The organism is Chryseobacterium amylolyticum, assembly GCF_051011775.1.
Lineage (GTDB): Bacteria > Bacteroidota > Bacteroidia > Flavobacteriales > Weeksellaceae > Chryseobacterium.
On the sequence record NZ_JBPCHX010000003.1, the window covers coordinates 599,572 to 624,840 of the forward strand.

Annotated in this window: 20 protein-coding genes and 1 pseudogene; 10 read left to right on the forward strand and 11 right to left on the reverse strand. The window is 38.4% G+C overall.

Translation table 11 applies throughout. The features are described 5' to 3' along the window. Positions 1-9: 9 nt before the first annotated feature. Both ACR1PO_RS11400 and ACR1PO_RS11405 read left to right on the forward strand, forming a co-directional pair. Entirely contained in the window at positions 10-1,113 is a 1,104-nt protein-coding gene (locus ACR1PO_RS11400) for an efflux RND transporter periplasmic adaptor subunit (RefSeq protein WP_433986846.1), read from the forward strand. Further along, positions 1,113-4,211 (forward strand): efflux RND transporter permease subunit, encoded by a 3,099-nt coding sequence (locus ACR1PO_RS11405; RefSeq protein ID WP_433986847.1) that lies wholly within the window; start codon positions 1,113-1,115, stop codon positions 4,209-4,211. Before ACR1PO_RS11400 ends, ACR1PO_RS11405 begins: the two co-directional genes overlap by 1 nt. Positions 4,212-4,268: 57 nt before the next feature. Here the strand turns inward: ACR1PO_RS11405 and ACR1PO_RS11410 are convergent, their stop codons facing one another. The 5 genes from ACR1PO_RS11410 to ACR1PO_RS11430 form a co-directional block, all read right to left on the reverse strand. Then, the gene (locus tag ACR1PO_RS11410; RefSeq protein WP_433986848.1) at positions 4,269-5,024 is read right to left on the reverse strand and encodes a DUF5995 family protein; all 756 of its coding nucleotides are present in this window, start codon (positions 5,022-5,024) and stop codon (positions 4,269-4,271) included. Between the two features lie 67 nt (positions 5,025-5,091). Then, entirely contained in the window at positions 5,092-5,328 is a 237-nt protein-coding gene (locus ACR1PO_RS11415) for a hypothetical protein (protein ID WP_332388328.1), read from the reverse strand. A gap of 203 nt (positions 5,329-5,531) precedes the next feature. Then, complete coding sequence (locus ACR1PO_RS11420; RefSeq protein WP_332388327.1) at positions 5,532-5,999, reverse strand: YciI family protein; 468 nt, start codon at positions 5,997-5,999, stop codon at positions 5,532-5,534. 3 nt (positions 6,000-6,002) lie between these two features. After that, positions 6,003-7,181: a nicotinate phosphoribosyltransferase gene (pncB, locus tag ACR1PO_RS11425; protein WP_433986849.1), complete on the reverse strand. Its 1,179-nt coding sequence runs from the start codon at positions 7,179-7,181 to the stop codon at positions 6,003-6,005. A gap of 95 nt (positions 7,182-7,276) precedes the next feature. Continuing rightward, positions 7,277-7,753, reverse strand: coding sequence for a Dps family protein (locus ACR1PO_RS11430; RefSeq protein WP_079240229.1), 477 nt, complete (start codon positions 7,751-7,753; stop codon positions 7,277-7,279). 447 nt (positions 7,754-8,200) lie between these two features. Here ACR1PO_RS11430 and rpsL point away from each other — a divergent pair, with 447 nt between their 5' ends. From rpsL to ACR1PO_RS11470, 8 genes are all read left to right on the forward strand, one after another. Continuing rightward, on the forward strand, positions 8,201-8,614 hold the full coding sequence (rpsL, locus tag ACR1PO_RS11435; protein WP_002983146.1) for a 30S ribosomal protein S12: 414 nt from the start codon (positions 8,201-8,203) through the stop codon (positions 8,612-8,614). 23 nt (positions 8,615-8,637) lie between these two features. Further along, the gene (rpsG, locus tag ACR1PO_RS11440; RefSeq protein WP_002983149.1) at positions 8,638-9,114 is read left to right on the forward strand and encodes a 30S ribosomal protein S7; all 477 of its coding nucleotides are present in this window, start codon (positions 8,638-8,640) and stop codon (positions 9,112-9,114) included. Positions 9,115-9,120: 6 nt separating this feature from the next. Continuing rightward, the gene (gene fusA, locus ACR1PO_RS11445) at positions 9,121-11,238 is read left to right on the forward strand and encodes an elongation factor G (RefSeq protein ID WP_002983152.1); all 2,118 of its coding nucleotides are present in this window, start codon (positions 9,121-9,123) and stop codon (positions 11,236-11,238) included. 17 nt (positions 11,239-11,255) lie between these two features. Beyond that, complete coding sequence (gene rpsJ / locus ACR1PO_RS11450) at positions 11,256-11,561, forward strand: 30S ribosomal protein S10 (protein ID WP_002661363.1); 306 nt, start codon at positions 11,256-11,258, stop codon at positions 11,559-11,561. A gap of 323 nt (positions 11,562-11,884) precedes the next feature. Continuing rightward, on the forward strand, positions 11,885-14,146 hold the full coding sequence (locus ACR1PO_RS11455) for a TonB-dependent siderophore receptor (protein ID WP_433986850.1): 2,262 nt from the start codon (positions 11,885-11,887) through the stop codon (positions 14,144-14,146). A gap of 14 nt (positions 14,147-14,160) precedes the next feature. Next, positions 14,161-14,448 carry a hypothetical protein gene (locus tag ACR1PO_RS11460; RefSeq protein WP_332388323.1) on the forward strand — a complete coding sequence of 96 codons (288 nt, stop codon included), beginning with the start codon at positions 14,161-14,163 and terminating at the stop codon, positions 14,446-14,448. A gap of 134 nt (positions 14,449-14,582) precedes the next feature. Beyond that, on the forward strand, positions 14,583-15,077 hold the full coding sequence (locus tag ACR1PO_RS11465) for a low affinity iron permease family protein (protein ID WP_433986851.1): 495 nt from the start codon (positions 14,583-14,585) through the stop codon (positions 15,075-15,077). Positions 15,078-15,231: 154 nt separating this feature from the next. Beyond that, complete coding sequence (locus tag ACR1PO_RS11470) at positions 15,232-17,490, forward strand: zinc-dependent metalloprotease (RefSeq protein WP_433986852.1); 2,259 nt, start codon at positions 15,232-15,234, stop codon at positions 17,488-17,490. 58 nt (positions 17,491-17,548) lie between these two features. Here the strand turns inward: ACR1PO_RS11470 and ACR1PO_RS11475 are convergent, their stop codons facing one another. The 6 genes and pseudogenes from ACR1PO_RS11475 to glpK all read right to left on the reverse strand — a co-directional run bounded on the left by ACR1PO_RS11475 (position 17,549) and on the right by glpK (position 25,264). Next, on the reverse strand, positions 17,549-20,272 hold the full coding sequence (locus ACR1PO_RS11475) for a hypothetical protein (RefSeq protein WP_433986853.1): 2,724 nt from the start codon (positions 20,270-20,272) through the stop codon (positions 17,549-17,551). 76 nt (positions 20,273-20,348) lie between these two features. Continuing rightward, positions 20,349-21,326, reverse strand: a complete 978-nt coding sequence (locus ACR1PO_RS11480; RefSeq protein ID WP_433986854.1) for a hypothetical protein — start codon at positions 21,324-21,326, stop codon at positions 20,349-20,351. A 254-nt stretch (positions 21,327-21,580) separates the two neighbouring features. Further along, positions 21,581-22,003 (reverse strand): hypothetical protein, encoded by a 423-nt coding sequence (locus ACR1PO_RS11485; RefSeq protein ID WP_332388315.1) that lies wholly within the window; start codon positions 22,001-22,003, stop codon positions 21,581-21,583. Positions 22,004-22,194: 191 nt separating this feature from the next. Continuing rightward, positions 22,195-23,007: a hypothetical protein gene (locus tag ACR1PO_RS11490; RefSeq protein ID WP_332388314.1), complete on the reverse strand. Its 813-nt coding sequence runs from the start codon at positions 23,005-23,007 to the stop codon at positions 22,195-22,197. A gap of 5 nt (positions 23,008-23,012) precedes the next feature. Then, positions 23,013-23,747, reverse strand: a pseudogene (locus tag ACR1PO_RS11495) (MIP/aquaporin family protein); the annotation flags it as partial. A gap of 20 nt (positions 23,748-23,767) precedes the next feature. Continuing rightward, on the reverse strand, positions 23,768-25,264 hold the full coding sequence (gene glpK / locus ACR1PO_RS11500) for a glycerol kinase GlpK (RefSeq protein WP_433986855.1): 1,497 nt from the start codon (positions 25,262-25,264) through the stop codon (positions 23,768-23,770). Positions 25,265-25,269 lie beyond the last annotated feature (5 nt).

Sequence of the window (25,269 nt, forward strand, 5' to 3'; positions counted from 1 at the left end):
AACAAAAATATGACCAAGTACATAGCTGCGGCTTACCTGTCTGCCCTCATCATTTTTACAGGCTGTGCCGGAAAAGCAGAAAATAAAGAAACAGAAAAAAGCTATTGCATCAGTAAAGAGCTTAAGAAAGACCTTAAACTAGTAAAAGCAGAAATGCTTCCCATAGAAGAAAGCATTACACTTACCGGTGAAGTGGAAAGTAATTCTGATAAGACGGTTCCTTTTGTAAGTCTTGTGGACGGAGTGGTGATAGATACCTATTTCTCTCTTGGCGATTATGTGAAAAAGGGACAAACACTGGCCAGTGTAAAAAGTACAGCAGTCAATGAAATGCAGGATGACACCCAGACCTTGCAGGCTCAGCTGGCAGTAGCAAAAAGAAAGCTGTCTTCTGTAGAAGCGATGTATAAAGATGATATTGCCTCTCAGAAAGATCTGCAGGAAGCAAAATCAGAAGTAGCCATTTTACAATCTAATATTTCCAAGACGAAAAAAAATATGCAGCTTTATTCAGCGGGAGGGAATACTATTCAGATAAAGGCCCCTGCGGACGGGTATGTTATTTCAAAGAATATCTCTAAAGGAATGCCGGTTACGGCAGGAGGAGATCAGCTGTTTACCATCTCCAATCTGGATAAAGTGTGGGTGATGGCGAATGTGTATGCCACCAACATGAGGCATGTTTATGTTGATCAGCCGGTAGTGGTAAAAACGCTTGCTTATCCTGATGATAGTTTTTCCGGAAAGATTAATACGATTTCCCAGGTTTTCAATGAAAACGAAAGGGTGCTCAAAGCCAAAATCATTATGGATAATAATGGAATGAAACTGAAACCGGGAATGTCTGCAGATGTTGTATTACCCATTAATTCACAAAATAAATCTGCATTGGCTATTCCTGCAAAGGCTTTGATCTTTGATAATAACCAAAGTTATGTGGTGGTTTATAAAAAAGACTGTGAGCTTGAGATAAGACCGGTAACGGAAATTGCTTCCAACAGTCAATATATCTATGTAGAAGGAAATTTAAAGCCAGGTGAAAATGTTATTGCTTCCAATGGACTGCTGATCTATGAAAACCTGAAAAATCAATTAAATAATTCCAAGAAGTAATGCGAAAATTTGTACAGAATATAGTTTCCTTCTCTTTAAAAAACTCATTGATCGTTCTTTTGGGAACTTTTCTATTGCTGGCCGGAGGAATCTATTCCTATATACATACTCCCATTGAAGCATTTCCGGATGTGACCAATACAAGGGTGAGAGTCATTACCCAATGGCCGGGAAGAAGTGCTGAAGAAATAGAAAAGTTTGTCACATTACCTATTTCCAAAGAAATGAATGCTATTCCGAATAAAACTTCGGTACGCTCTATTTCCTTGTTCGGATTATCTGTGGTAACGGTGATTTTTGATGATCATGTGAATGATTTTTATGCACAGCAATATGCTTCCAATAAACTTGGAAATGTAGAACTTCCGGGAGGAGCAGAATACAGCATTGAGCCTCCATCCGGGGCAACCGGTGAAATTTACCGGTATATCATTAAAAGTAAACTTCCGATCAAAGAAGTTACCTCTATTCAGGATTGGGTAATAGAAAGAGAATTGCTTGCCGTTCCTGGTGTTGCCGATGTTGTGAGCTTTGGCGGCGAAGAAAAAATATATGAAATAAAAATTAATCCTACGGAATTACACAATTACGACCTTTCCCCCCTGGATGTGTATGAAGCGGTTTCGAAGAGTAATATCAATGTAGGCGGAGATGTAGTGGCAAAAGGTGATCAGGCTTATGTAGTGCGGGGGATCGGTCTTTTGGAGAAAAAAGAAGATATTGAGAATATTCAGATCGAAGTAAAAGGCTCTACGCCTATCCTGGTGAAACACGTTGCCGAAGTGAAAGTTTCTGCAAAGCCCAGATTGGGACAGGTAGGATATAATAAGGAAAATGATGTTGTAGAAGGGATTGTGATCATGCTCCGCGGTGAAAATCCAAGTGAAGTCATTGCAAGACTGAAAGACAGAATCGAGCAGCTGAATGGGGGAGAGCTTCCCGGTGATGTTCAGATTGTTCCGATCATTGACCGTACAGAGCTTGTGAACACTACCGTTCATACGGTTTCCAAAAACCTTATTGAAGGAGTCATTCTGGTTTCCATCATTGTATTTATTTTCCTTTACAACTGGAGAACAACTTTCATTGTAGCATCAGTAATTCCGCTAGCTTTTCTGTTTGCTATCATTATGCTTAAAATTCAGGGATTGCCTGCCAACCTGATTTCCATGGGAGCACTGGATTTCGGACTGATTCTGGAAGGGACATTGGTTATTGTGGAACATGTCTTTGTCGCCCTCGAGCTTAAAGCAAAAAAGATAGGACTGCGGAGATTCAACAAAATTTCAAAGCTGGGAATTATCAAGAAAAGCGCAGGAAGTGTCGCAAGTTATATTTTCTTTGCCTTATTGATCCTTATCGTTGCCCTGATGCCGATTTTCTCTTTCCAGAAAGTAGAAGGAAAAATGTTCTCTCCATTAGCATTTACGTTGGGATATGCATTGTTAGGATCTTTGATCTTAAGTTTGACGTATGTTCCGGCAATGTGTAAACTGCTCCTCACTAAGAATATTGAAGAGAAAGAAAATTTTATTTCCAGATTTTTCAGAGTTAATATTTACAGAATCTACGAATTCAGTGACCGCCATAAAAAAGGATTCATTATTGGTTTCATTGCTTTGCTTGCAGTATGTGGATGGAGATTCTCCAATTACGGATCAGAATTTTTACCTAAACTAAACGAGGGTGCAATTTATGTAAGAGCAACCCTTCCAAACAGTGTTAATCTCGATGAATCTGTACGGTTGACCAAAGAGATGAAAGAGATTTTAATGAAGTATGATGAAGTAAAATTTGTCATGACCCAAACAGGTCGTCCCAATGATGGTACTGACCCTACAGGATTCTTTAATATCGAATTTAATATTCAGCTGAAACCTGAGAACGAGTGGAAGAAAAAAATATCCAAAGAAGAACTCCTTGAAGAAATGAGAGTTTCTCTTGAGAAATATCCGGGAATCAATTTTGGATTCAGTCAGCCGATACAGGACAATGTGGAAGAATATGTAGCAGGAGTAAAAGCTCCGTTGGTTATTAAAATTTTTGGAAACGATCTTTTCGAACTTGAAAATTATGCCAATAAAGTAGCCAATTCCATCAGAACTGTTCCCGGAATATCAGATATAAACGTTTTCAAAAATATCGGACTTCCGGAATTAAGAATACAGCTTCATGACTCCAAAATGGCAAAGTATGGTGTTTCCACCGCAGATGCACAGGCTGTGATTGAAATGACGATCGGAGGGCAGGCCGCGACCAAATTTTATGAAGAAGAAAGGATGTTTGATGTGATGCTTAGATTTGAAAAAGATTACAGAGATACTCCTGAAAAGATGGGAAATATTCTGATCCCGACTCAGGACAATAAAAAAGTTCCGTTGAAAGAAATTGCCACCATTGATTATCATACCGGGCCATCATTTATTTACCGCGAAGGAAACAGCAGATATATCGGAGTTGGATTCAATATTGAAGGACGTGATCTCGGAAGTACCATCAAAGAAGCTAAAGCGAAAGTAGATAGAGAAGTAAAGCTTCCGAAAAATCATAAAATGACCTGGGCCGGAGAGTTTGAAAGCAAAGAAAGAGCGGGAAAACAGCTGGCTATGGTTGTACCGATTTCTCTAGTTTTAATTCTGATGCTGTTGTATTTTAACTTCGGAAATATAAAAGACACGCTGATTTCTTCCATTACATTGGCATTTGCGTTTATCGGAGGATTCTTATCTCTTTGGTTTACAGGAACTATATTCGGGATTTCTGCGGGAATCGGTTTCATTATCCTCTTCGGAGTGGCAACGATAGATGGAATTGTTCTGATTGGAGTGATGAAGGAAAATCTCCAAAACAGACTTTCTCTCAAAGAATCCATTGCACAGGGAGTGAAGAGTAGAATCCGTCCTGTGGTGATGATTGCTTTGATGGGATCTATGGGACTGCTTCCTGCAGCAATGTCAAACGGAATGGGCTCTGAAATTCAAAAGCCTTTAGCTATCATGATTGTAGGGGGATTAATCATCTGTATGCTGCTGTCATTTACAATACTGCCGATTATTTTTCATTATGCCTATCGTAAAAAGCATAAGGAAGCAATATAGTTTCTTTTATTTTGTTCATTATGAGGCCGGGATCCGTGAGGAAGATCCCGGCCTTTTTTATGAGTTCTTTGTAGATTCTAACATTTCAATATTCTTCACTACATCACTGCTTTCACATTTTTTTAATTCTTTTAAAAGGGAAGGAGTGAGAATTTTCGGATTCAGAATTTGTGTGGCGACTTTTGCTGCTGCATAATCTATAATACCGATTACAGATTCTCTTAAAAAATTAGGAGTATTGGATGCAATGACCGCGCTTGCCCATGATGTATCCCGTGCTTTGGATATGGCAAAATCAAGAACTGCATTATCATTTCCGTGAGAGAGTTTGTCAATAAGATCTACAGGATAACAGATTTTGTTTAAAGAGTCCTGTACGTTTTGATTGATGGATGCAATAACGTTATTAATATTTTCAAAATCTTTTTTCAAAGGATTAATTTTCCTGTAAGGCATAACAGCAGCAGCAGAAATACCCAAATCCAGATTGATGTGTGCATTCATTCCCAGCAATATGTGCTGTAAGATCAGCAGGTTTTTATTTTTAGCCGCTTCAAAGGCAATATACCAGGAGTGGGTACATTTCTCTCCTTTGCTGTAGCTGTCCCACGCCTGAAGATACCTCTGTGCAAAAGCAATATCAAGTGTTGTCATTCTGGGATTGTCTTCAAATTTTTTCTGCTGGATTCCTTTCAGTACCTGTGCGGTCATTATTCTATAGGTACATGCAAAATATCCTGCCGGACTTTGGTTTTCTTTACTCCAGATAATAATTTCATCCAGCTTTTTCAGAACTTCCTCAATGGTTTTCATGGTGAGTTTTGTTTATTTAAAGATACTAAAAAAGTGAGCCGGAAAGCTCACTTTATTATTCTTCAGATTATGGAGTGATGATAATCGGATCGGGAAAAGGTTCAAGAACCAATGGCTTGCACATTGCTGCCGGCTGGCAGGTTCCCCCTATGCATATAAAATTCGTCATCGTGGTGGTGCCGTCAGGACATCGGATCATCGCTTCCCCATGGCATCCTCCCGGACATTGTGCCGGATACAATGTTCCTCCGAATACATCTTTCAGTTCTGTTCTCGAAAGTTTTGTAAAATTCAATTTTTTCATGAGATTAATTTTTAGTTTGTATTGGTGATAACTTACTCACAATTAAACAAGTAAGCTGTGCTGCTCAATAGCTAAAGTAATTAAATTAATTCATTAAAACAAGAAATATTTACGTGTTTTTATTGGTAATTATTTGATATGTAGAAAGTTAAAAATAGGTTTTGTTTGTTTCCGTAAGAGAAGCTGATTCTTTTCTGCTTTATTTAATGATTTTCTTTGGCCACTTCATCATGATGCTTAAGATATAAAGGTAAAGCAGCGGATCCGTACCACGGGAAAATTTCATAACTGAAAACGCCGGCCTGAACTGCCGGATCTGTTTTTACCCACTGTTCAGCTTCTTCCTTAGATTTGGTGTTGAAGATAAACATGCCGCGGTAGTTCTCTTTATTTTTTTCAAGGAAAGGTCCAGCTACAACAATTTTACCTTCATTGGCCAGTTTGCCGATATTGCTCATGTGTCCTTTCATAAGTTCACTCATTTTGGCTTTATCTTCAATGTTGGCAGTACCTGTTGTCAGCATAACGATAGTATAAGGTTTCATGCCGTATTTATCTGCCCCTAAAGATGCTGCCAGTTCCTGATTGAATTTTGGCTTTTCTGTTTTCTGCTGGGCAAATGATAGCCCTGCAGCCAGAACAGTAATTGTGAGGGAAATTTTTAAATTCATACTTTAGTTTTTAATTCTTAAAAATTCTTTTGCCAGTTCAATCATCTTTGGGTCTCCAGTATATTTACCATGTTCATCAGAAAGCTTTACCGTAGGAATCCATTCTTTATTGGGAGCCTGGACGCCAATAAGCTTCATGACGATATTCATTGGTTTCAGTCCCACATCATTAGTAAGGTTGGTTCCAATTCCAAATGAAATACCAATCTTTCCTCTGCAGTAGTTGGTAATTTCTTCCACTTTCTCAAGATTTAAGGCATCAGAGAAAATGATATATTTAAACATTGGATTAATGCCATTTTTTTGATAGTGGGCAATTGTTTTGTCTGCAAATTCCAGAGCATCACCACTGTCATGACGTACGCCATCGAAAAGTTTTGCAAATTTTTTATCGAACTGCTGGAAGAAAACATCAGTAGTATAAGTGTCAGACAAAGCCACTCCAAGATCTCCTCTGTATACATCTACCCAATGTTCCAGAGCCATTTCGTTAGCCATCTTGAATCCATATTCTGCAGCATGGAACATAAACCATTCGTGGGCATGGGTTCCGATAGGCTTAACCCCATACTTCATGGCAAAGTGAACGTTTGAACTTCCGATAAAAGTAGAATCCTTTTTCTGGGTCAATGCTTCCATTACAAGATTCTGTACCTTATAAGAATGTCTTCTTCTGGTTCCGAACTCTGCAAAGGTTACCCCAAGTCTGCCTAATGAGTCCGCTTTTTCAATCGTTTTGCTCATGACCACTTCATTAGAATCTCTTTCCATGTGGTTCATTTCATAATGCAGTTCACTGATCAACGCAAGCAGCGGAACCTCCCAAAGGATGGTTCTGTACCAAAGCCCTTCAACAATAACGGAAAGGTCGCCCCCTTCCTGATGAATTTTCACTTCAGACGGGTCGTAATGATAGCCTTCTAAAAAATCAAGATAGGGTAGATCTATATAAGGACAAGTTCTTGCCATGAACTTTTTTTCCTCTTTCGTAAGTTTAAGTTCAGCCATCTTATGTACGGCTTCCCTTAAAGCAACGTCAAATCCTTCCGGAAAGTGGTGTTTTCCCCTGTTGATGAATTCATATTTTACAATAGAACTCGGGAATAATTTTACCACGGCATTCTGCATTGTTATTTTGTAAAAATCATTATCCAGAATAGAATTCAGTCTTACGTCATTCATAATATGTGTAATTTTAACGCAAATATAAAAATAAAAAATAAAATCGCCTAAATGTAAGACGATTTTTTTGAATTATTTCCATGCTTTTGCCGGAGTTATTTCCCAAGATAAGAATTGTACATCCAAACTTCTTTCTCCTGCTCTGTAATATAGTCGCTCATCTGAGAATTGGTACCTTCATCTCCTGCTTCATCCGTAATGTCCAAAAGTTCTCTTTGCAGGTCAATCACTACTTTGAATGAACTTAAAATCTGCTCAACGCTTTTCGTGCCGTCCGTTACTTCTTTACTTTCTTTAATGGTTGCTACCTTTAAATAATCTGAATAGTTATGGGCCGGTGTTGCTCCTAATGTCAGAATTCTTTCAGCAATTTCATCAATCTTTAAAACAAGACTGTTGTACAGTTCTTCGAATTTCGGATGAAGGGTAAAGAACTGCTCTCCTTTGATGTTCCAGTGTGAACCCCTTGTATTCTGATAAAATACGGAATAGTTGGCTAAGAGTACATTTAATTTTTCTGAGATCTTTTTGCAGTCGGCTTCTTTAAGGCCAATAATACTAGCATTTTTCATATGTATATATTTATTTTTAAGATTAAATTCAATCACCGGCTTCAGTTAAACAGTGAAAAGAGAATGGTGATTCAATGCGTTTATCATTTGTATTTCAAATTTACGAAATATCGTGCCGAACACAGTTGATTATTAATAGATGATAACTATAAGAAAGTTTTTTAAAAGAGTTTGGATGTATCGGATCCTATGTCCGGGCCTGTTTGGAAACTGAAAAATTATGGACAATCTTTGCTGGGTAAATTTCATAATTATTTAATATTCATTTTTTAAGCGTGAAAACAGATTTACTTCTGTGCATTTTCCGCTTGTATATTATGCTTCCCTGCTTGTCACACTGAAACGTGTTTCGTTTTTGATGTAAGTAATTGATTTTAATTTTTATATAAGTGTTTGCAGATTAAAAAAATATTCCTATTTTTGCACCCTAAAATAAAAAGCAATTAAATGCCTACTATTCAACAATTAGTAAGAAAAGGAAGAGCCACGCTTGCCAAGAAGAGCAAATCGGCTGCCCTTGATTCTTGTCCACAAAGACGTGGTGTATGTACGAGAGTATATACAACTACACCTAAGAAACCTAACTCTGCACTTAGAAAAGTAGCAAGGGTAAGACTTTCTAACGGTAAAGAAGTGAATGCCTATATCCCGGGCGAAGGACACAATCTTCAAGAGCACTCGATAGTATTGGTTAGAGGCGGAAGGGTGAAAGACCTACCGGGAGTACGTTACCACATCGTAAGAGGTGCATTAGACACAGCTGGTGTAAATGGAAGAACACAGAGAAGATCTAAGTACGGAGCTAAGAGACCTAAACCAGGACAAGCAGCTGCTGCTCCTGCAAAAGGAAAGAAAAAGTAATCATTAAATAAGGTACAAAAGCAATGAGAAAGACAAAAGCGAAAAAAAGACCGTTGTTACCAGATCCGAAATTTAATGATCAATTGGTAACGAGATTCGTAAACAACTTAATGCTTGACGGTAAGAAGTCAATCGCATTCAAAATTTTCTATGATGCATTAGATATCGTAGAAACTAAAAAAGGAGATAACGAGAAAACTGCACTTGAAATCTGGAAAGATGCACTTACAAATGTAATGCCTCACGTAGAAGTACGTTCTAGAAGAGTAGGTGGAGCTAACTTCCAGATCCCTATGCCAATCAGAGCTGACAGAAAAATTTCTATGGCAATGAAATGGTTAATCAAATATTCTAAAGCTAGAAATGATAAGTCTATGGCTTTGAAATTAGCTAACGAAGTTGTAGCTGCTTCAAGAGAAGAAGGTGCCGCTTTCAAAAAGAAAACTGATACTCACAAAATGGCGGAAGCTAACAAGGCTTTCTCACACTTCAAATTCTAATCTGAAATGGGAAGAGATCTTAAATTTACAAGAAATATTGGTATCGCTGCTCACATTGATGCAGGTAAGACTACCACTACAGAAAGGATTTTATTCTATACAGGTGTAAACCACAAAATTGGAGAGGTTCACGATGGTGCTTCTACAATGGACTGGATGGAACAGGAAGCAGAAAGAGGTATTACTATTACTTCTGCTGCAACTACTTGTAACTGGAATTTCCCAACAGATCAAGGTAAGAAATTGCCTGAAACAAAACCTTACCACTTCAACATCATCGATACACCGGGACACGTTGACTTCACTGTAGAAGTAAACAGATCTTTGAGAGTATTGGATGGATTGGTATTCCTTTTCTCTGCAGTAGATGGAGTAGAGCCTCAGTCTGAAACAAACTGGAGACTTGCAGACAACTACAAAGTTGCTAGAATGGGATTCGTAAACAAAATGGACAGACAAGGTGCTGACTTCTTGAACGTTGTAAAACAAGTAAAAGAAATGTTAGGATCTAACGCAGTTCCAATCGTTTTACCAATCGGTGCTGAAGAAGACTTCAAAGGTGTTGTAGACTTAATTAAAAACAGAGCGATCATCTGGGATGAAGCTGGACAGGGTGCTACTTATGAAGTAGTTCCAATTCCTGAGGACATGAAAGATGAAGTTCTTGAATATAGAGAGAAATTAGTAGAAGCTGTTGCTGATTACGATGAGACTTTGATGGAGAAATTCTTCGAAGATCCGGATTCAATTTCTGAAGAAGAAATCAACGAAGCTCTTAGAAAAGCTACTATAGACCTTTCTATCATTCCTATGACTTGTGGTTCTTCATTCAAGAACAAAGGAGTACAGTTCATGCTGGATGCTGTTTGTAAATATCTTCCTTCTCCACTGGATAAGGATAATATCAAAGGAACAGACCCAAGAACTGATGCTGACATCGAAAGAAAACCATCTGTAGAAGAGCCTTTCTCTGCATTAGCGTTTAAGATTGCTACTGACCCGTTCGTAGGTAGATTAGCATTCTTCAGAGCTTATTCAGGAAGACTTGATGCAGGTTCATATGTTCTTAACACAAGATCTGGAAACAAAGAAAGAATTTCCAGAATCTATCAGATGCACGCTAACAAGCAAAATCCAGTAGAATATATTGAAGCTGGAGATATCGGTGCAGCTGTAGGATTTAAAGATATCAAAACAGGAGATACATTATCTGATGAAAAGAACCCAATCGTTCTTGAATCTATGATCTTCCCGGATCCGGTAATCGGTATCGCTGTTGAGCCTAAAACTAAAGCTGACCAGGATAAAATGGGTAACGCTTTGGCTAAATTAGCTGAAGAAGATCCAACTTTCCAGGTTAAAACTGACGAGGCTTCAGGACAAACTATCATCTCTGGTATGGGTGAGCTTCACCTTGACATCATCGTTGACCGTATGAGAAGAGAGTTTAAAGTAGAAGTTAACCAAGGACAGCCGCAGGTAGAATACAAAGAAGCTCTTACTCAAAAAGCTAACCACAGAGAAGTGTACAAAAAGCAGTCTGGGGGTAGAGGTAAGTTCGCAGATATCGTATTCGAAATTGGTCCGGCTGACGAAGGTAAAGTAGGTCTTGAATTCATCAACGAAATTAAGGGTGGTAACATCCCTAAGGAATTCGTTCCTTCAGTTGAAAAAGGATTCAGAGAAGCAATGAAGAATGGTCCATTAGCTGGATTCGAGGTTGAATCAATGAAAGTTACATTGAAAGATGGATCTTTCCACGCAGTTGACTCTGACCAGTTATCATTCGAATTAGCTGCTAAATTAGGATTCAAAGAATCCGGTAGAGCTGCTAAAGCTGTTATCATGGAGCCAATCATGAAACTTGAGGTAGTAACTCCTGAAGAATACATGGGTGATATCGTAGGTGACCTTAACAGAAGAAGAGGTACTGTAAACGGTATGGATGACAGAAACAATGCTAAGGTGATCAAAGCTTTCGTTCCACTTTCTGAAATGTTTGGTTATGTAACTTCACTAAGAACATTATCTTCTGGTAGAGCTACATCTTCTATGGAGTTTGAAAGATATGAAGCTGCTCCGCAAAACGTTGCTGAAGAAGTAATCGCTAAAGCTAAAGGTTAATATTAAATTAGATTAAAATGTCACAAAGAATCAGAATAAAACTTAAGTCTTACGATTACAACTTAGTAGATAAATCTGCAGAGAAAATCGTAAAAACGGTAAAGGCTACTGGTGCTGTTGTAAACGGTCCTATTCCATTACCAACAAATAAGAGAATCTTCACAGTGTTGAGATCTCCGCACGTAAACAAGAAAGCAAGAGAGCAGTTCCAACTTTCAGCTCACAAGAGGCTAATGGATATCTACTCTTCTTCTTCTAAGACTGTTGATGCTCTAATGAAATTAGAACTTCCTTCAGGTGTAGACGTTGAAATTAAAGTGTGATAAATGCATACTTTGCAATGATTATACAGTCCGTCCCTTTTTCAGGGGCGGATTTTTTTTTGGATATTATCTGCAGAAAAATGCAGAGCGTAAAGCAGATTTGTGGCTGGCAAATCTGCTTTTTTTTGTATTGTACTTTCTTTAACCATAAAAAGTCTGAAGAATAATACTTCTAACAATTGAAGAGAACTGCTTTAAGGTTTTTAAGAGTCCTCATTGCTGGTTAATGATCTGATAACTGCAGTACTTTTTAGGTGACATAAGTCACGTTAATTTCTTTATTTAGAATTAATAAAAATAATATTTTTACAAAAAATTATCAAATGAATAAAGTAGTATCCTTTTCTCTGCTTGTATTGGGTGGGGTCTTTGTAAATGCACAGAAAATTAATGATTCTATTAAAAAGTCGAAGGAAATTGACGAAGTGGAACTATTCGGTGAAAGAAAAAAGCAGCCGCAAGGTTTGGAGGCCATCACAAGGCTGCCATTAAAAACCAGAGATCAGATTCAGAGTATTTCTGTGATCTCCCATAAAGCAATTGAAGAATTAGGAGCTCTTACCGTTACCGATGTTGCCAAAAATGTACCTGGTGTAACGCTATTCTCAAGTTATGGAGGAGGAAACGAGAGTATGTCTATCAGAGGATATCGTGGAGTTCCTGTATTGAAGAACGGGGTTCAGATGGATTCGGATTTCCGTACTGCAGGGATGATGACAGATATGCAGGGAGTAGAAAGTATCCAGGTCATTAAGGGTTCTGCAGCGGTAAGCCAGGGAATTGGAAACGGGTTAGGATCTGCAGGAGGAGTAATCAATGTAGTGACCAAAAGACCTCAGTTTATTGATCAGACCAATATTGGATTCCGATATGGAAGCTGGGATTTTTACAGGCCCACAGTAGACTTTCAGAGAGTACTGGATCACCAGGGGAAAGTCGCAGTTAGATTCAATGGAGCCTATCAGAACAACAATTCATTCAGGAGCCATGTAAAAGGAGAAAGAATTTATGTGAATCCCTCCATCGCTTTTCGTCCGGACGATAAAACCTACATTAATGTAGAAATGGATTACCTACATGATAAAAGAACTCCGGACAGAGGAACTATTAACCTGGCACCTGGAAATATAGAAGCATTATATCATATGCCAAAAGGCAAGTTCCTGGGATATACTTCTGATTATGCCATGACGGAAACCTATAATTTTGCCACTACTGCTATTCGCCAGCTGAATGACAAGTTTAAAGTGAGGGCTGCTTTTATAAATTCTGTGACGAATTCAGATAGCGAGGCGTCATCCATCTCATTACCAACCGGAGGTACAGACTATAATATCAGACAGCGTACCATTGGAAAGAGCGAGTCGTTAGACATCAACAGGGTCTTGCAGCTGGATTTTATTGGTGAAAATGTAAAAACAGGAATTATTAATCATACTTTCCAGGTTGGATTTGATTGGAGAGAAACTGAGACTTCTTCTGTAACGTATGAAGCATACAAAAACTCTATAGCACCCGGAAATTTAATTACAGCAAGACCTACAGAAATTGCTGGTGTGAAGTACGCCGCTAATCCGCTTGATATATTTGATGTAGTAAACGGATCTATTCCGAATACACTTCCTGTAAACGTTATTTATAAAAGCCTGGGACGCTCCAATGCTGTATTGACTCCAAGTATCGGAGCAATGGCTCAGGATGTCATGTCAATCGGTAAATATGTAAAAGCACATCTGGGAATCAGATACAGCAGACTGAACGGCTCTGCCAATGAATCTGTAGATACCTGGAATCCTAATTTCGGATTGATCATTTCTCCAATTGAAAATATTAATGTTTTCGGATCTTATACCACAACAACTTCATTAAGATCTTCCAATAACATTCTTCAGGCCGGAGGATTGGTAGGGCCATCCCATACAAAACAGTGGGAAGCAGGAATTAAGTCTGATTGGTTTAATGAACGTTTGAGATTTAATGTTACCTGGTTTGATATTAATACAGATAATCTTTCATTCCAGATTCTGGATGCCAACTATAATCCGATTAAAGATGCCAATAAAAATATCCTTTACGGATTAGCGGGTAATTTAAGAAGAAAAGGTGTAGAGGTAGAACTTATCGGAAGAATTTTACCAAACCTTCAGGTCATGTCCGGATGGGCATACCTGGATGCCCAGTATCAGGATAGCCCGGCATATATCAACGGTTCAAGGCCAATGAATGCTCCAAAGCACACCGCAAATGCATGGCTGAATTACAAATTTAACAAAGGGATATTAGACAGAGTAGATATTGGAGCAGGAATTTACTACGTGGGACAACGCCCTGTAGATGAGTGGACACAGAAGACCTTCAGTGCAGGCCACATTAACAGCGTAAAACCGGGAGATCAGCCTTTCGATATGCCACAGTATACAACGGTAGATGCCCAGGCTGGATACTCTATGAAAAACGGAATGGGAGTAAGAGTGTTCTTTAATAATATTTTTGATAGTGTTGGCTACAGCTCTTATTTCAGAGGGGGATATATCGATCAGATTCAACCAAGAAATTTTGCAGTACAGGTAAATTATAAATTCTAACTCAAAAAAATAGTATGAAAATTGCCAGAACAATACTCTTAGTATTGATTGCCGGAGCTGGTGTAGCTTCATGTTCCGAAGAACATTTGTCCGAAGAGGAACTGAAAACGGCCAGGGAAAATATTGAAAAACATTATAATAACCCTAAAAGCATATACTCCTGGGGTAATATTTCTCCCTGGAAAGATCACTGGAATAATACAATTTATCCAAAAGCTTTTTCACCTGCTCAAATCGGAAAGAGTATGATCGCAGAAGAAAAGCAGAACCTGGAAAACCGTTTCTCAGAAAAGATTAAATAATATATTTCAATCATTCATATCAATTTTAATTAAAAGCATTAAGACAGTAAGCATGGTCTTAATGTTTTTTTGTTTGTATTATTACTCCTTATTCCTGTTAATTTTATACATTTATTATGTAAAAAACCAAGATTATGGGACATACGGGAAATCATTTTTTTGAAAAGTTTTCAAACTGGGCTGTAAAATTTACAGGAAGTCCACATGCTTTTATGGGAGCTTTCCTTATCGTTGTGGTATGGGCGGTTACCGGTCCTTTCTTTGACTATTCTGAAACATGGCAGCTGGTTATCAATACCGGAACCACCATTATTACATTTCTGATGGTATTCCTTATTCAGAAGGCTCAGAATAAAGATTCAAAAGCAATACAAATTAAGCTTAATGAAATTATTGCTGCCCACGAAAAAGCCAGTAACAGAATTGTAGATATCGAAGATCTTACAGAAGCAGAGCTGGATCAGCTTCATTGCTATTATGAAAGACTTGCCCAACTGGCGAAAAAAGATTACGATATCCATACTTCCCATTCTATAGATGCTGCGCAGAGAAATCAGGATTACAAATACGAATTTTTCAAAAGAAAACATGAAGAATGGATGCAGAAGCAGGAACAAAAAAATAAATAAAGTTTCGGTTTAAAAAAATCTTTTAAATTAAATTATCGCAATATTTTTTTAATTTTATATTGTTGTAATTTATGTATTTTTGGCTTTTTTTGATTCTTTTCTTTGTTTTTTAGCGTTTTTTTTAGCAAGTGTTTAAATTTGTTAAAAATATTAAATGAAAACAAAATTATTTTGTTTGCCGGTATTATTTTTAGCAATATCAGCAAATGCACAATGGAGCAGAGGGCTGCCAGAACAAAAAATCATAAAGAAAAGTGATCATTCGGCTTATTATAAACTCGATATAGATCAGATAAGAACTCAACTTCTTAGAGCGCCTAAAATAGGTGAGGGTACTCCTATTACGATCAGTATTCCTACTCTTGAAGGAAAAATTGAGAAGTTTACAGTAAATAGCTTTCCGGTTATGGATGAGACCCTGGCTAACAAATATCAGTTAGGGTCGTATGTAGGAATCGGAACTGATGATCCTTCCAAATATATCAGATTTAGTGTCGCACCCAATGATTTCCAGTCTATGATCATTGGTACTGATGGTAAATATGAATTTATAGAACCAGCCACTGCTGACAAATCTTATTATTCTGTACACGGAAAAACCAATAAGAGCAGGCATTCATTTGTATGTAACACCAAAGAAGACAAAGAAGCTATTGCTAAAATGCAGAAGCTGATGAATTCAGGAACTGCTGCAAAATCAAACAACAAAACTTTCCATACCCTTAGACTGGCTATGTCCGTAACAGGAGAGTACACCGCTTTCTTTGGGGGAGTGGCGGGTGCTCTTACCCAAATTAATGCTACTTTGTCAAGAGTAAATGGGGTATTTGAAAAAGAATTTAATGTACATGTCAACGCAATCAATGCTCCGGCACTTATATTTCCGGATGATGCTAATGATCCTTACAGCACTTCCGATCTTATGTGTAAATGGAGTAATGAACTGATGAATACATTGCATGGAGGAGCGTATGGTGTTACAGATGCAGATTTTGATATTGGGCATTTGTTTGGAGCAACAGGCGGTGGCGGGCGTGCCGGTTGTATTGGGTGCATAGGAAGTAATGATATATCTACAAGTATCGATCCTCTTTGTGAAGATTCACCATATCCAAATAATTATAAGGGCAGCGGATTTACCTCCCCGGGAATTGATTATTATGTTAGTGGTACATGGGACGAAAACAGTACGGCTCAATTACCACCCAGCGGAGATACTTTTGATATTGACTTTGTAGCTCATGAGATGGGGCATCAGTTGGGAGATAATCATACTTATAGCAGTGATGAAGGTACCGGTTCTAATACTTATGTGGAACCAGGTTCAGGATCTACGATTATGGGATATGCGGGGATTATCGGCCCGGATAAAGATGTTCAGAAACATTCTGATGTTTATTTCCATAGTGTAAGTATTGATCAGGTACAGGCTAATCTTGCAACAGTAACAGCAGATGTAGAAACACCCATTGTTAACAATCAGCCTGTTGTAACTGCGATGAATACAACTTATACAATTCCAAAATCCACAGCTTTTGTGTTGACAGCTTCGGCAACGGATCCGGATGGAGATGTATTGACCTATTGCTGGGAACAAGTGAACTCAAGCAGTTTACCGGGCGGTATTACCAAAAGTAATATCGGAAATACATCCACGGGAGCAAATTTCAGATCATGGGCTCCTACTACTAGCCCTACAAGATATTTCCCTAAACTGACAACTGTTTTGGGAGGGGCTGTAAAAAATACAGCTGATTTTGAAGCAGCAAGTACGGTGGCCAGAACCACTGCTTTCAGAGTAACGGTAAGAGATAACAAACCTGGCGGACAGGCGCAGACTGCTTATGCAACACAAACTATTGTAGTAGGATCCGCAGCTGCATTTACTGTTAATACAACATCACTTACCTCGAATGTGAACTCTACTATTACATGGACGGTTTCCGGAACTGCAGTCGCTCCATACAATGCAGCCAATGTTAAAATTGATTATACAGAAGATGGCGGATTAACCTGGAATGATCTTGCAGCATCAGTTCCGAATAACGGCTCAGCCAGTGTCTTCATTCCTGCGTCATTGGCGGGTAAAACGATTCATTTGAGGGTGTCAGCTATTGGAAATGTATTTTATGCAGTGAAACAAGCTGTAGTATCCGGTACAATGGCTGTCTCTGAAGCAAAAAATGAGGTAAAATCAGTTAAGGTTTACCCAAATCCTGTAGAAGAGGTGTTGAATGTTCTGAATGTTTCTTCAAATGCATCGTATGAAATTTTCAATGCTCCAGGGCAGTTAATTTCAAAAGGAGCTATTGGAGACGGTAAAATTGATGTCAGTGCTCTTGTAAAAGGAATCTACTTTATTACAATTAATAATAAAGACGAAAAGAACACAATTAAGTTTGTTAAAAAATAGTTCAATAAAAGATAAAATAAAAACCTCTGAGTCATCAGAGGTTTTTTTATGAATAATATTATCTCATGAAATAGCTGAAATAACTACAGCTTCCCATCAGGTTTTTCGTTGTTTCAGTATCGGAATACTGCGCTTTCAGCTGGGCAAAATAGGTTCTGTACTTTTGATTTTTAAGTTGATCCATTTCCTTTTGGCGGGCATCTTCTTTCTCAGACCATTTCGGATCAGAATAATCAAAATCTTTTGGAGCCTTCGCTTCATACTGGTAATATTTACCTTGCTCGGCACTTGCCATCTGGAACAGGATCCTTGCTTTTTCTTCCTTGTTATTTGAAAGCTTAAGGGCTTTTTGATAATAATGGATAGACAGATCAAAATTATCAGGTTCAATATAGGAAGTATCGAGGAAGTTTTTATAATAATACTGGTAAGGATTTTTTCTGTCTGTATTCCAGAAGTCGTATTTACCTCCGTTGCTGTTGTCAATATCCATCACAAATAACTGACGGTAATATCCTAAAATAGAAGTATTGTACAACAGGTTTCCGATAAGCTGATTGGCTTTTGCAGCTTTTTCACCCGTACCGGATCCAATCTTTTTAAGTTGAATCAATGCATCTGCAAGCTCAAGTTTATCCATACTTGTTTTGATGAAAGGGAAATCTGTATAGTTTTCTGCTTCCATACTTTCGTTTTCAGGACTTCCAAAACTTTCCCATACATTATGCCCGAATACAAGATTTGAAATGTTTTTAAATCCATTGTATTCAGCAGGTGCATACTGTTTGGCCGTAACAGTCTGTCCTTCCTTTTCTGTCCATTCATAATTCTGTCTTGGAATACCGGCAAAGTTTTTTGCTTTTTCATAATAAGATTTTGCCTTTTCAAAGTCAGCAAGTCTCATGGCTCTGTCTCCATAAATGATATTGAAGAAAGCATCAATATTGCCTACGCTGTCCATGTTTTTGGCAATGATCTGCTGTTCAAACCGGGTTTTATTAGGTTTTCTGTAAAACGCTTCCACACTCTTCACAAGACTCGAGTTAGGGTTATATTGCAGATCCGAAAGCTTATTGTTCATCAGGAATGATTTTCCATCTTCACCCTGAAGGAAATAACGGTTGGCAAGAACATCTTTAAGGAAATCAGCCGTAGACGGCACTTCACCATAATAATCAAAATTATCAGTTGTGGCAGTATCCTTTTCTACCTTTTTCTCTACAAAATATTCCGAATAATCTTTCATCAGCCGGTCTTCATATGCTGCATCAATTCTTGGCTGTGAAACGATATCATTCAGAACCTGCATTCTTTTGATCTCTTCCAGATATTCAGGATTGGTCGTTTTAATTTCACTCAGGATTTCCGTACTTCCTTTGTAGTCTTTTTTAAGGAATTTAAGATAAGCATCTGCAATCTGCCAGAACTCATCCTTAGATTTTTCTTTGGTTTTGTCAGTGAACTTCTGAAGATCATCAAGATAATCCTTCATTTTATCATCATACCCATAACCGGAAGTCGTGTAGAACGGAATCCTGTTTGGATTGTCCAGTAACTCATCATCACTCTGATCTGTTTTACTCCCATCAGCGGATTCTTTTTTAGATCCCCCGAAGAGGTTTTTAAAGAATCTCACAATTTTTTGCCAGAAAGAAAGCTTTTCTTCCTTTACTTCAGTTGTGGCAGAAGGTTGGGCATCCTTTGAAGAGGCATTTTTATCTGCTTTTCCTCTTTGTACGTAAGGACTTTTAGCAGCATCAGAATTGTAATAATACACCGGAAGATAACTTCTTTCCAGTTCATTGATGCTCCTTGCAGCCATTACCTTCAGGATTTCAGAAACAGGATTGATCTCATACATCTTTTCCATGGTTGGAATCGGGTTGTTGAAATCCTCATATACTAAAAGAAAGTATGCCATATTCTTTTCCTCATTGGTGCTGGCTCTTTTCATGATATTGCTGAAAGAGGCAGTATCAGAAAGCTTCATAGAAACGAATGCAGATTCTTTGCGGTCTTTACTGTTCATGAATACCTGAAAGAAATTCCAGTTGGCATCACTGTTCATTTCAAGTCCTCTTTGTGCACCGGCAAGCTGGTCAAGGGACATGAAATATACTGTTCCTTTTAATTTGACAGGGGCAACATAAGTTTTGAAAGCCTGTACTGCAGAGTCGTAATTTCGGGTGTAATGATTCAGACGTACCAGCTGGTATCCATAGCGCTGCTTGATTTCAGGATTTCGCGCTGCATTATATAAAGACGTTAAAGCAGCAATGGTTTTATTGTAATCAAGAGCTGTTGCATTTTTCCTGTTGGCATCTCTGTCGTAGTAAAATGAATTTTCACTTTCGATATAATTGATGCTCATGTAAGGCTCAAGATATTTGGCTTCAATTAAATAATCAATGCCTTCCTTGTACTTCTGATAAAATCCGGATCCCAGCTTCTGTAAAAGAGGATTGGTCGGATTTCCGTTCTTTAAGGCATTCAGGTCATTCATGCTCACTTTATATACCAGATTCTGGGTTTCAGAATAGCTGAGCTGATTATTAAAGAACTTTCTCCATGTTTCAACATTGTCATCAGGAATCAGTGAAGGGTTGTATCCCCCATAAAACCTGCTTGAATAGTTGTGCAGAAAAGGAAGGTAAGCTTTGTCCTTAATGATTGTTTGCGTAAAAAGGTTGAAGTAATCATAATCAGGATCCGACCATGCGCAGGCCTCAGATTGGGTATAGGAAAGTGATATAACCGCAAGTGAAAGAATATACTTTTTCATAGGGTTTGTCGTGTTTTTTTTAGTTTATAATATGATATGATAGGGTTCAGGCAGGCTGATCTCCATCTGCTGGAGATTAAAATTTACGGTCTGACACAAATTTACTATCTAATTGATAATAAATAATATTAAAATGTGGTATTTTTTTCTGTAAAAACTTAATAACATCATTAAGCTGTTCTTCAGATATTTCCTCAACCTTTATTGTAAAGCCTTTGTTTAAATAGCTTCCAAAGTAGAAACCGTCTTTCAGAACTTCAGTTTCATGATCAGATATCCTCTTAAAATCAGGGTTCTCCAGATCTTGTTTTGATAAAGCATTAATCAGTTTGTGTTTGCCTAAATGGTTCGTGATAATTCCCCAGGAGTAAATAGGAAGTGCCACTTCAATTTTTTTGATCGGATAGTCTTCCATTTTTGAAAGATAGCTTTTCAGGATATTGACATCCAGAATTGAATTCTTATCAGATTTTTCCAATGGTGATGATGTAGAATAGCACATGAGATATACTTTCTCTACAGGAGGAATACCGGTTTGTTTTTTATCTTTAACCTGATGAAGGCGAAGTGTACAGGTTATTTCTTTTCCGGAAATCCTTTTCAGTTCCTTCAGAAATTTAAAATAATCATTTCTTGTCCCAGCGGTCCAGTCACAGTCGATCTGAATTTCATTATTGGTTTTCAGTTTATATTCTTCCGCTTTCTTTTGAATTAAAAGGTGAATACTTTCAGCCAGAAACTTGGTTTCTTCTGCAGAAATGCCCAGCAAAGCCTGATTGGTAATAAAAACCGTAGGAACGATCTGTTTTCCTGTCTGAAAACTCACGTCTTTGGTAATCACTGCTACCGGCTGAAATTTCCCATTGACTTTATCTACATCAAAGAATCTTGTATATAAATAAGGAACCGTTGCTTTCTCCAGTGCTTTCTTTTCTGCATGGTCAAGCTTTAGTTTGGTTTTCCAGTAATAAAATGTATAAGGATGATTCTCTTTCCTGCTGCATGATACCATAAGAAAGAGAAGGAATAGAAATAAAATTTTAAAATTTTTCATTGGTGCAAATGACCTTTCAAAATTAAAGATATTTTGGCAGAATATAAACCGTAAAATCCCGGTGATTGGCAATTATAGGTAGATAAGCAAAGAAATTTGTATTGTGATAGTATGATTTGTTCGAATGCAGTAGGTTGTATAACTATTCCCCTCCTGTGGAGGGGTGTCAAATTGATAATTTGACGGGGTGGTTTTGACAAATAATAATAAAACCACCCCAAAATAGAGTGGCTTTTTCTATAGATATTATTTCACTACTTAAAAAATTCACTTTCACAGGTGCAGGTTTCTTTAGTGATGCTCTCAGTAGATGAACAGCAGCCATCAAGATTCTTCACATTTCCCTTTTCATCGGTAAGGTAGATTTTTTCTTTGTCGAATTTCACGAAAAAGGTTTCCTCATATTTTTTAAAGACCACTTTCATTACTTTATTAGGTGCATATTTCCCTGCATTGATTTCTTCCGTTGTTTCTTCCCCGTTGGCCTGATTGATCTGAACATAGCCAAAATGTACATCACCATTACTTTTTACATCCAGATAATAATGAGGAGTACCGGTGCCGCTATATCCTTTCAAAATATCAAAATTCCTATATCCGATAAAAGGAACATCCGTCTGTTGTGCCCATGTAAAAATACTGATGCACAGAACCATTAAACTGAAAAACTTTTTCATATCTATTTTTTTCAAAAGTAAAAATTTTTAAGCAAAGCATTCACCGTAAAAACACTGTTGTTTAAAATTAAAAAATTGTAAAAGAAATCTCTTTGATAACATGAGTTGTGAATTTTGATTTGATGCATGTTTCTTATAAAAACAAACCACTCCTAAAAGAAGTGGCTTTTTATGATTGTGTTTAAATCCGTTTAAAAAACAGTTGCCGCAAGCTGAATTCTAGCAAATCTATTGGAAGGATTCCACATCGCCATCATGGATACGGGAAGGCTGTAATGATCAGTAATCTTTACTACTTTTCCTGCTTTTACTCCTACATTAACGATATCGAAACTGTTTTTACCGTTACCATACAAAAAGGTTTTATCATGGAGAGCAAACCCGGCTCCTACAAATGCGTCCAGATTTACTTTCTGCCCCTTAATAACAGGATAGCTTGCCTGAACATAAGTGGAGTATCTGTTTTTCTTATAGCTTCCGTCGGATTCCAGAATAACTTCTCCGGCATTGGCACCTCCGTACAGCATGATATCAGCCTCAATATTAATCGGGAATGAAGGCCCGAAAGTATAATTGGTTCTTAAATCAATAATATGGGCGGTTCTTCTCCGTGAATAACTGAAAATGTCATCTGCTGCCACTGCAGTATTGATATTCCTGGAATTATAAAGATCCCATAATCCGATATAAAAACGCCCGTCAGAATATTGGACATAATAGTTGATCTCTTTATAATGGGTGTTGTCCTTATCATCAGCTAATGCAGAGGCCCCCCAGATTCCTACCTTCCATTTCTTCTCTGCATCCAGGGCGTAGGAAAGATTCCCCATCACGACAGGTTTATCCGTAATAATTAGTCCTCTCCATAAGTGATTGTTCTGGATGTTGGCTGTAAAATCAAGTCTTCCTTCTTGGGTTTCCTTGGTTTCACCGCTTTCCTGTGAAAATAACCTTCCTGTGCCTAAAGCAAGAACGAAGATTCCCTTTAAGATTTTTCTCATCATTTGTTTTATTTTAAAAATCCATATAATACTGCTGCGATAATAGCTCCTGTAATCGGACCTACTATAGGAATCCACGCATACCCCCAGTCACTGCTTCCTTTTACGGGTAAGATGGAATGCATGATTCTTGGAGCAAGATCTCTCGCCGGGTTAATAGCATATCCTGTAGTTCCTCCCAGAGATAAACCGATAGCCCAAACGACAAAGGTAACAGGGATGGCTCCGATAGATCCGAGGCCTACTTTAGCTGCCGGATCTGCCTGTAAAGAAATACTGGGACCAGCAAAATAAAATACACAGAATACCAGTACAAATGTTCCGATGATCTCACTGATAAGATTGGAAGATGTTTTTCTGATCGCCGGACCAGTACTGAAGCATGCCAGTTTTGCACCCTCATCCTCTGTGATAGCAAAATGATCCTTATGAAACAGCCATACTAAAAATGCACCCAGCATTCCTCCGATCATTTGCGCTGCGATATAAGACGGAACAAGATCCCATGAGAATTTTCCTGCAACAGCAAGACCAATGGTTACTGCCGGGTTCAGGTGGGCCCCACTTATTGGCCCTGCAACGGTTACTCCCACAAAAACGGCCAGTGCCCATGCGGTAGTAATAACAATCCATCCGGAATTATTTCCTTTCGTATCTTTTAAGACAACATTGGCTACAACACCGTTGCCTAACAATATAAGAAGCATCGTGCCGATAACTTCTGCAATAAATGGGGTCATATAAGTTTTTTTTGATAAGTGAGTTAATCTTCAATCCAGCTTTGAGCGCTTTTTACAGCTTTCTTCCAGAAGTGGGTCATTTTATTTACCTTTTCTCTGTCCAGTTGAGGGTGGAAGTCCTTGTCTACAATCCATTGTTCCTGGATTTCGTCTATACTTTTCCAATATCCTACTGCAAGTCCTGCAAGGTAGGCTGCTCCAAGAGCAGTAGTTTCCAATGTTTTTGGTCTTGTAATTTTAAATCCGAAAAGATCAGATTGAATCTGCATCAGAAGATCACTTGCGGAGGCTCCCCCGTCTACTCTTAATTCAAGGCTGGCTCTTCCGGAATCTGCTTCCATTGCTTTTACAATTTCATAAACCTGAAATGCAATTCCCTCCAGGGTGGCTCTGGCGATATGGGCATCGGTAGTTCCACGGGTAATCCCTACAATCGTTCCGCGCGCATATTGATCCCAGTAAGGGGCACCAAGGCCGGTTAATGCAGGGACGAAATAAACACCGCCATTATCTTCTACGGAAGCAGCCAGTTCGTTCACCTGCTCGGAAGAATGAATAAGCTTAAGACCGTCTCTCAGCCATTGAATAGCCGCGCCTCCTACAAAAACACTTCCTTCCAGTGCATAGTTAACCTCTCCGTTAATTTTCCAGGCTACAGTGGTAAGAAGGTTGTTTTTAGAAGAAACAGCTTCTGTTCCTGTATTCATTAACAGGAAACACCCTGTTCCGTAGGTATTTTTTACCATTCCCGGAGTGGTACACATCTGTCCGAATAGGGCGGCCTGCTGGTCTCCGGCAATACCTGCGATCGGAATTTTGGTAGAGAACAGGGTAGTAGCGGTCTCTCCATATATTTCACTGCTTTGCTTTACTTCCGGGAGGATGTTTTTAGGAATATCAAATAGCTCTAATAAATGATTATCCCATTCCAGAGTGTGAATATTCAGAAGCATGGTTCTGCTGGCATTGGAAACGTCTGTGATGAACATTTTTCCGCGGGTAAGTTTCCACACAAGCCACGTGTCAACAGTTCCGAAACACAATTTTCCTTCTTCAGCTTTTTGTCTTGCTCCTTCTACATGATCAAGAATCCACTTTAATTTGGTTGCTGAAAAGTAAGCATCCAGAACAAGACCTGTTTTTTCTTTGATGGTTTCTGCATGTCCCTGTTCTTTCAGTTCGTCACAGTATTTTGAAGTTCTGCGGTCCTGCCATACAATGGCATTGTAGATCGGTTCACCGGTTTCTTTATCCCATACAATGGTGGTTTCACGCTGATTGGTAATTCCGATAGCGGCAACTTCCAGTCCGGAGATTCCTGCTTTTGCTATAACTTCTGCTGCTACGGAGATCTGTGAAGACCAGATTTCATTCGGATCGTGTTCTACCCATCCCGGAGTAGGGAATATCTGTCTGAAATCTTTCTGAGATACATATTTGATTTCTCCACTATGGTTGAAGAGAATCGCTCTGGAGGAAGTTGTCCCCTGGTCTAGAGCGAGGATAAGCTTTTCATTCATGTATA

Excerpts from the sequence above, each read along its gene's own strand:
- ACR1PO_RS11480 (WP_433986854.1), bottom strand. The coding sequence starts at position 21,326 with ATGAAAAATTTTAAAATTTTATTTCTATTCCTTCTCTTTCTTATGGTA.
- ACR1PO_RS11400 (WP_433986846.1), top strand. The coding sequence starts at position 10 with ATGACCAAGTACATAGCTGCGGCTTACCTGTCTGCCCTCATCATTTTT.
- ACR1PO_RS11420 (WP_332388327.1), bottom strand. The coding sequence starts at position 5,999 with ATGAATTTAAAAATTTCCCTCACAATTACTGTTCTGGCTGCAGGGCTA.
- rpsJ (WP_002661363.1), top strand. The coding sequence starts at position 11,256 with ATGTCACAAAGAATCAGAATAAAACTTAAGTCTTACGATTACAACTTA.
- ACR1PO_RS11415 (WP_332388328.1), bottom strand. The coding sequence starts at position 5,328 with ATGAAAAAATTGAATTTTACAAAACTTTCGAGAACAGAACTGAAAGAT.
- ACR1PO_RS11465 (WP_433986851.1), top strand. The coding sequence starts at position 14,583 with ATGGGACATACGGGAAATCATTTTTTTGAAAAGTTTTCAAACTGGGCT.
- pncB (WP_433986849.1), bottom strand. The coding sequence starts at position 7,181 with ATGAATGACGTAAGACTGAATTCTATTCTGGATAATGATTTTTACAAA.
- ACR1PO_RS11455 (WP_433986850.1), top strand. The coding sequence starts at position 11,885 with ATGAATAAAGTAGTATCCTTTTCTCTGCTTGTATTGGGTGGGGTCTTT.
- ACR1PO_RS11405 (WP_433986847.1), top strand. The coding sequence starts at position 1,113 with ATGCGAAAATTTGTACAGAATATAGTTTCCTTCTCTTTAAAAAACTCA.
- ACR1PO_RS11410 (WP_433986848.1), bottom strand. The coding sequence starts at position 5,024 with ATGAAAACCATTGAGGAAGTTCTGAAAAAGCTGGATGAAATTATTATC.
- ACR1PO_RS11430 (WP_079240229.1), bottom strand. The coding sequence starts at position 7,753 with ATGAAAAATGCTAGTATTATTGGCCTTAAAGAAGCCGACTGCAAAAAG.
- ACR1PO_RS11475 (WP_433986853.1), bottom strand. The coding sequence starts at position 20,272 with ATGAAAAAGTATATTCTTTCACTTGCGGTTATATCACTTTCCTATACC.
- rpsL (WP_002983146.1), top strand. The coding sequence starts at position 8,201 with ATGCCTACTATTCAACAATTAGTAAGAAAAGGAAGAGCCACGCTTGCC.
- rpsG (WP_002983149.1), top strand. The coding sequence starts at position 8,638 with ATGAGAAAGACAAAAGCGAAAAAAAGACCGTTGTTACCAGATCCGAAA.
- fusA (WP_002983152.1), top strand. The coding sequence starts at position 9,121 with ATGGGAAGAGATCTTAAATTTACAAGAAATATTGGTATCGCTGCTCAC.
- ACR1PO_RS11460 (WP_332388323.1), top strand. The coding sequence starts at position 14,161 with ATGAAAATTGCCAGAACAATACTCTTAGTATTGATTGCCGGAGCTGGT.
- ACR1PO_RS11490 (WP_332388314.1), bottom strand. The coding sequence starts at position 23,007 with ATGATGAGAAAAATCTTAAAGGGAATCTTCGTTCTTGCTTTAGGCACA.
- glpK (WP_433986855.1), bottom strand. The coding sequence starts at position 25,264 with ATGAATGAAAAGCTTATCCTCGCTCTAGACCAGGGGACAACTTCCTCC.
- ACR1PO_RS11470 (WP_433986852.1), top strand. The coding sequence starts at position 15,232 with ATGAAAACAAAATTATTTTGTTTGCCGGTATTATTTTTAGCAATATCA.
- ACR1PO_RS11485 (WP_332388315.1), bottom strand. The coding sequence starts at position 22,003 with ATGAAAAAGTTTTTCAGTTTAATGGTTCTGTGCATCAGTATTTTTACA.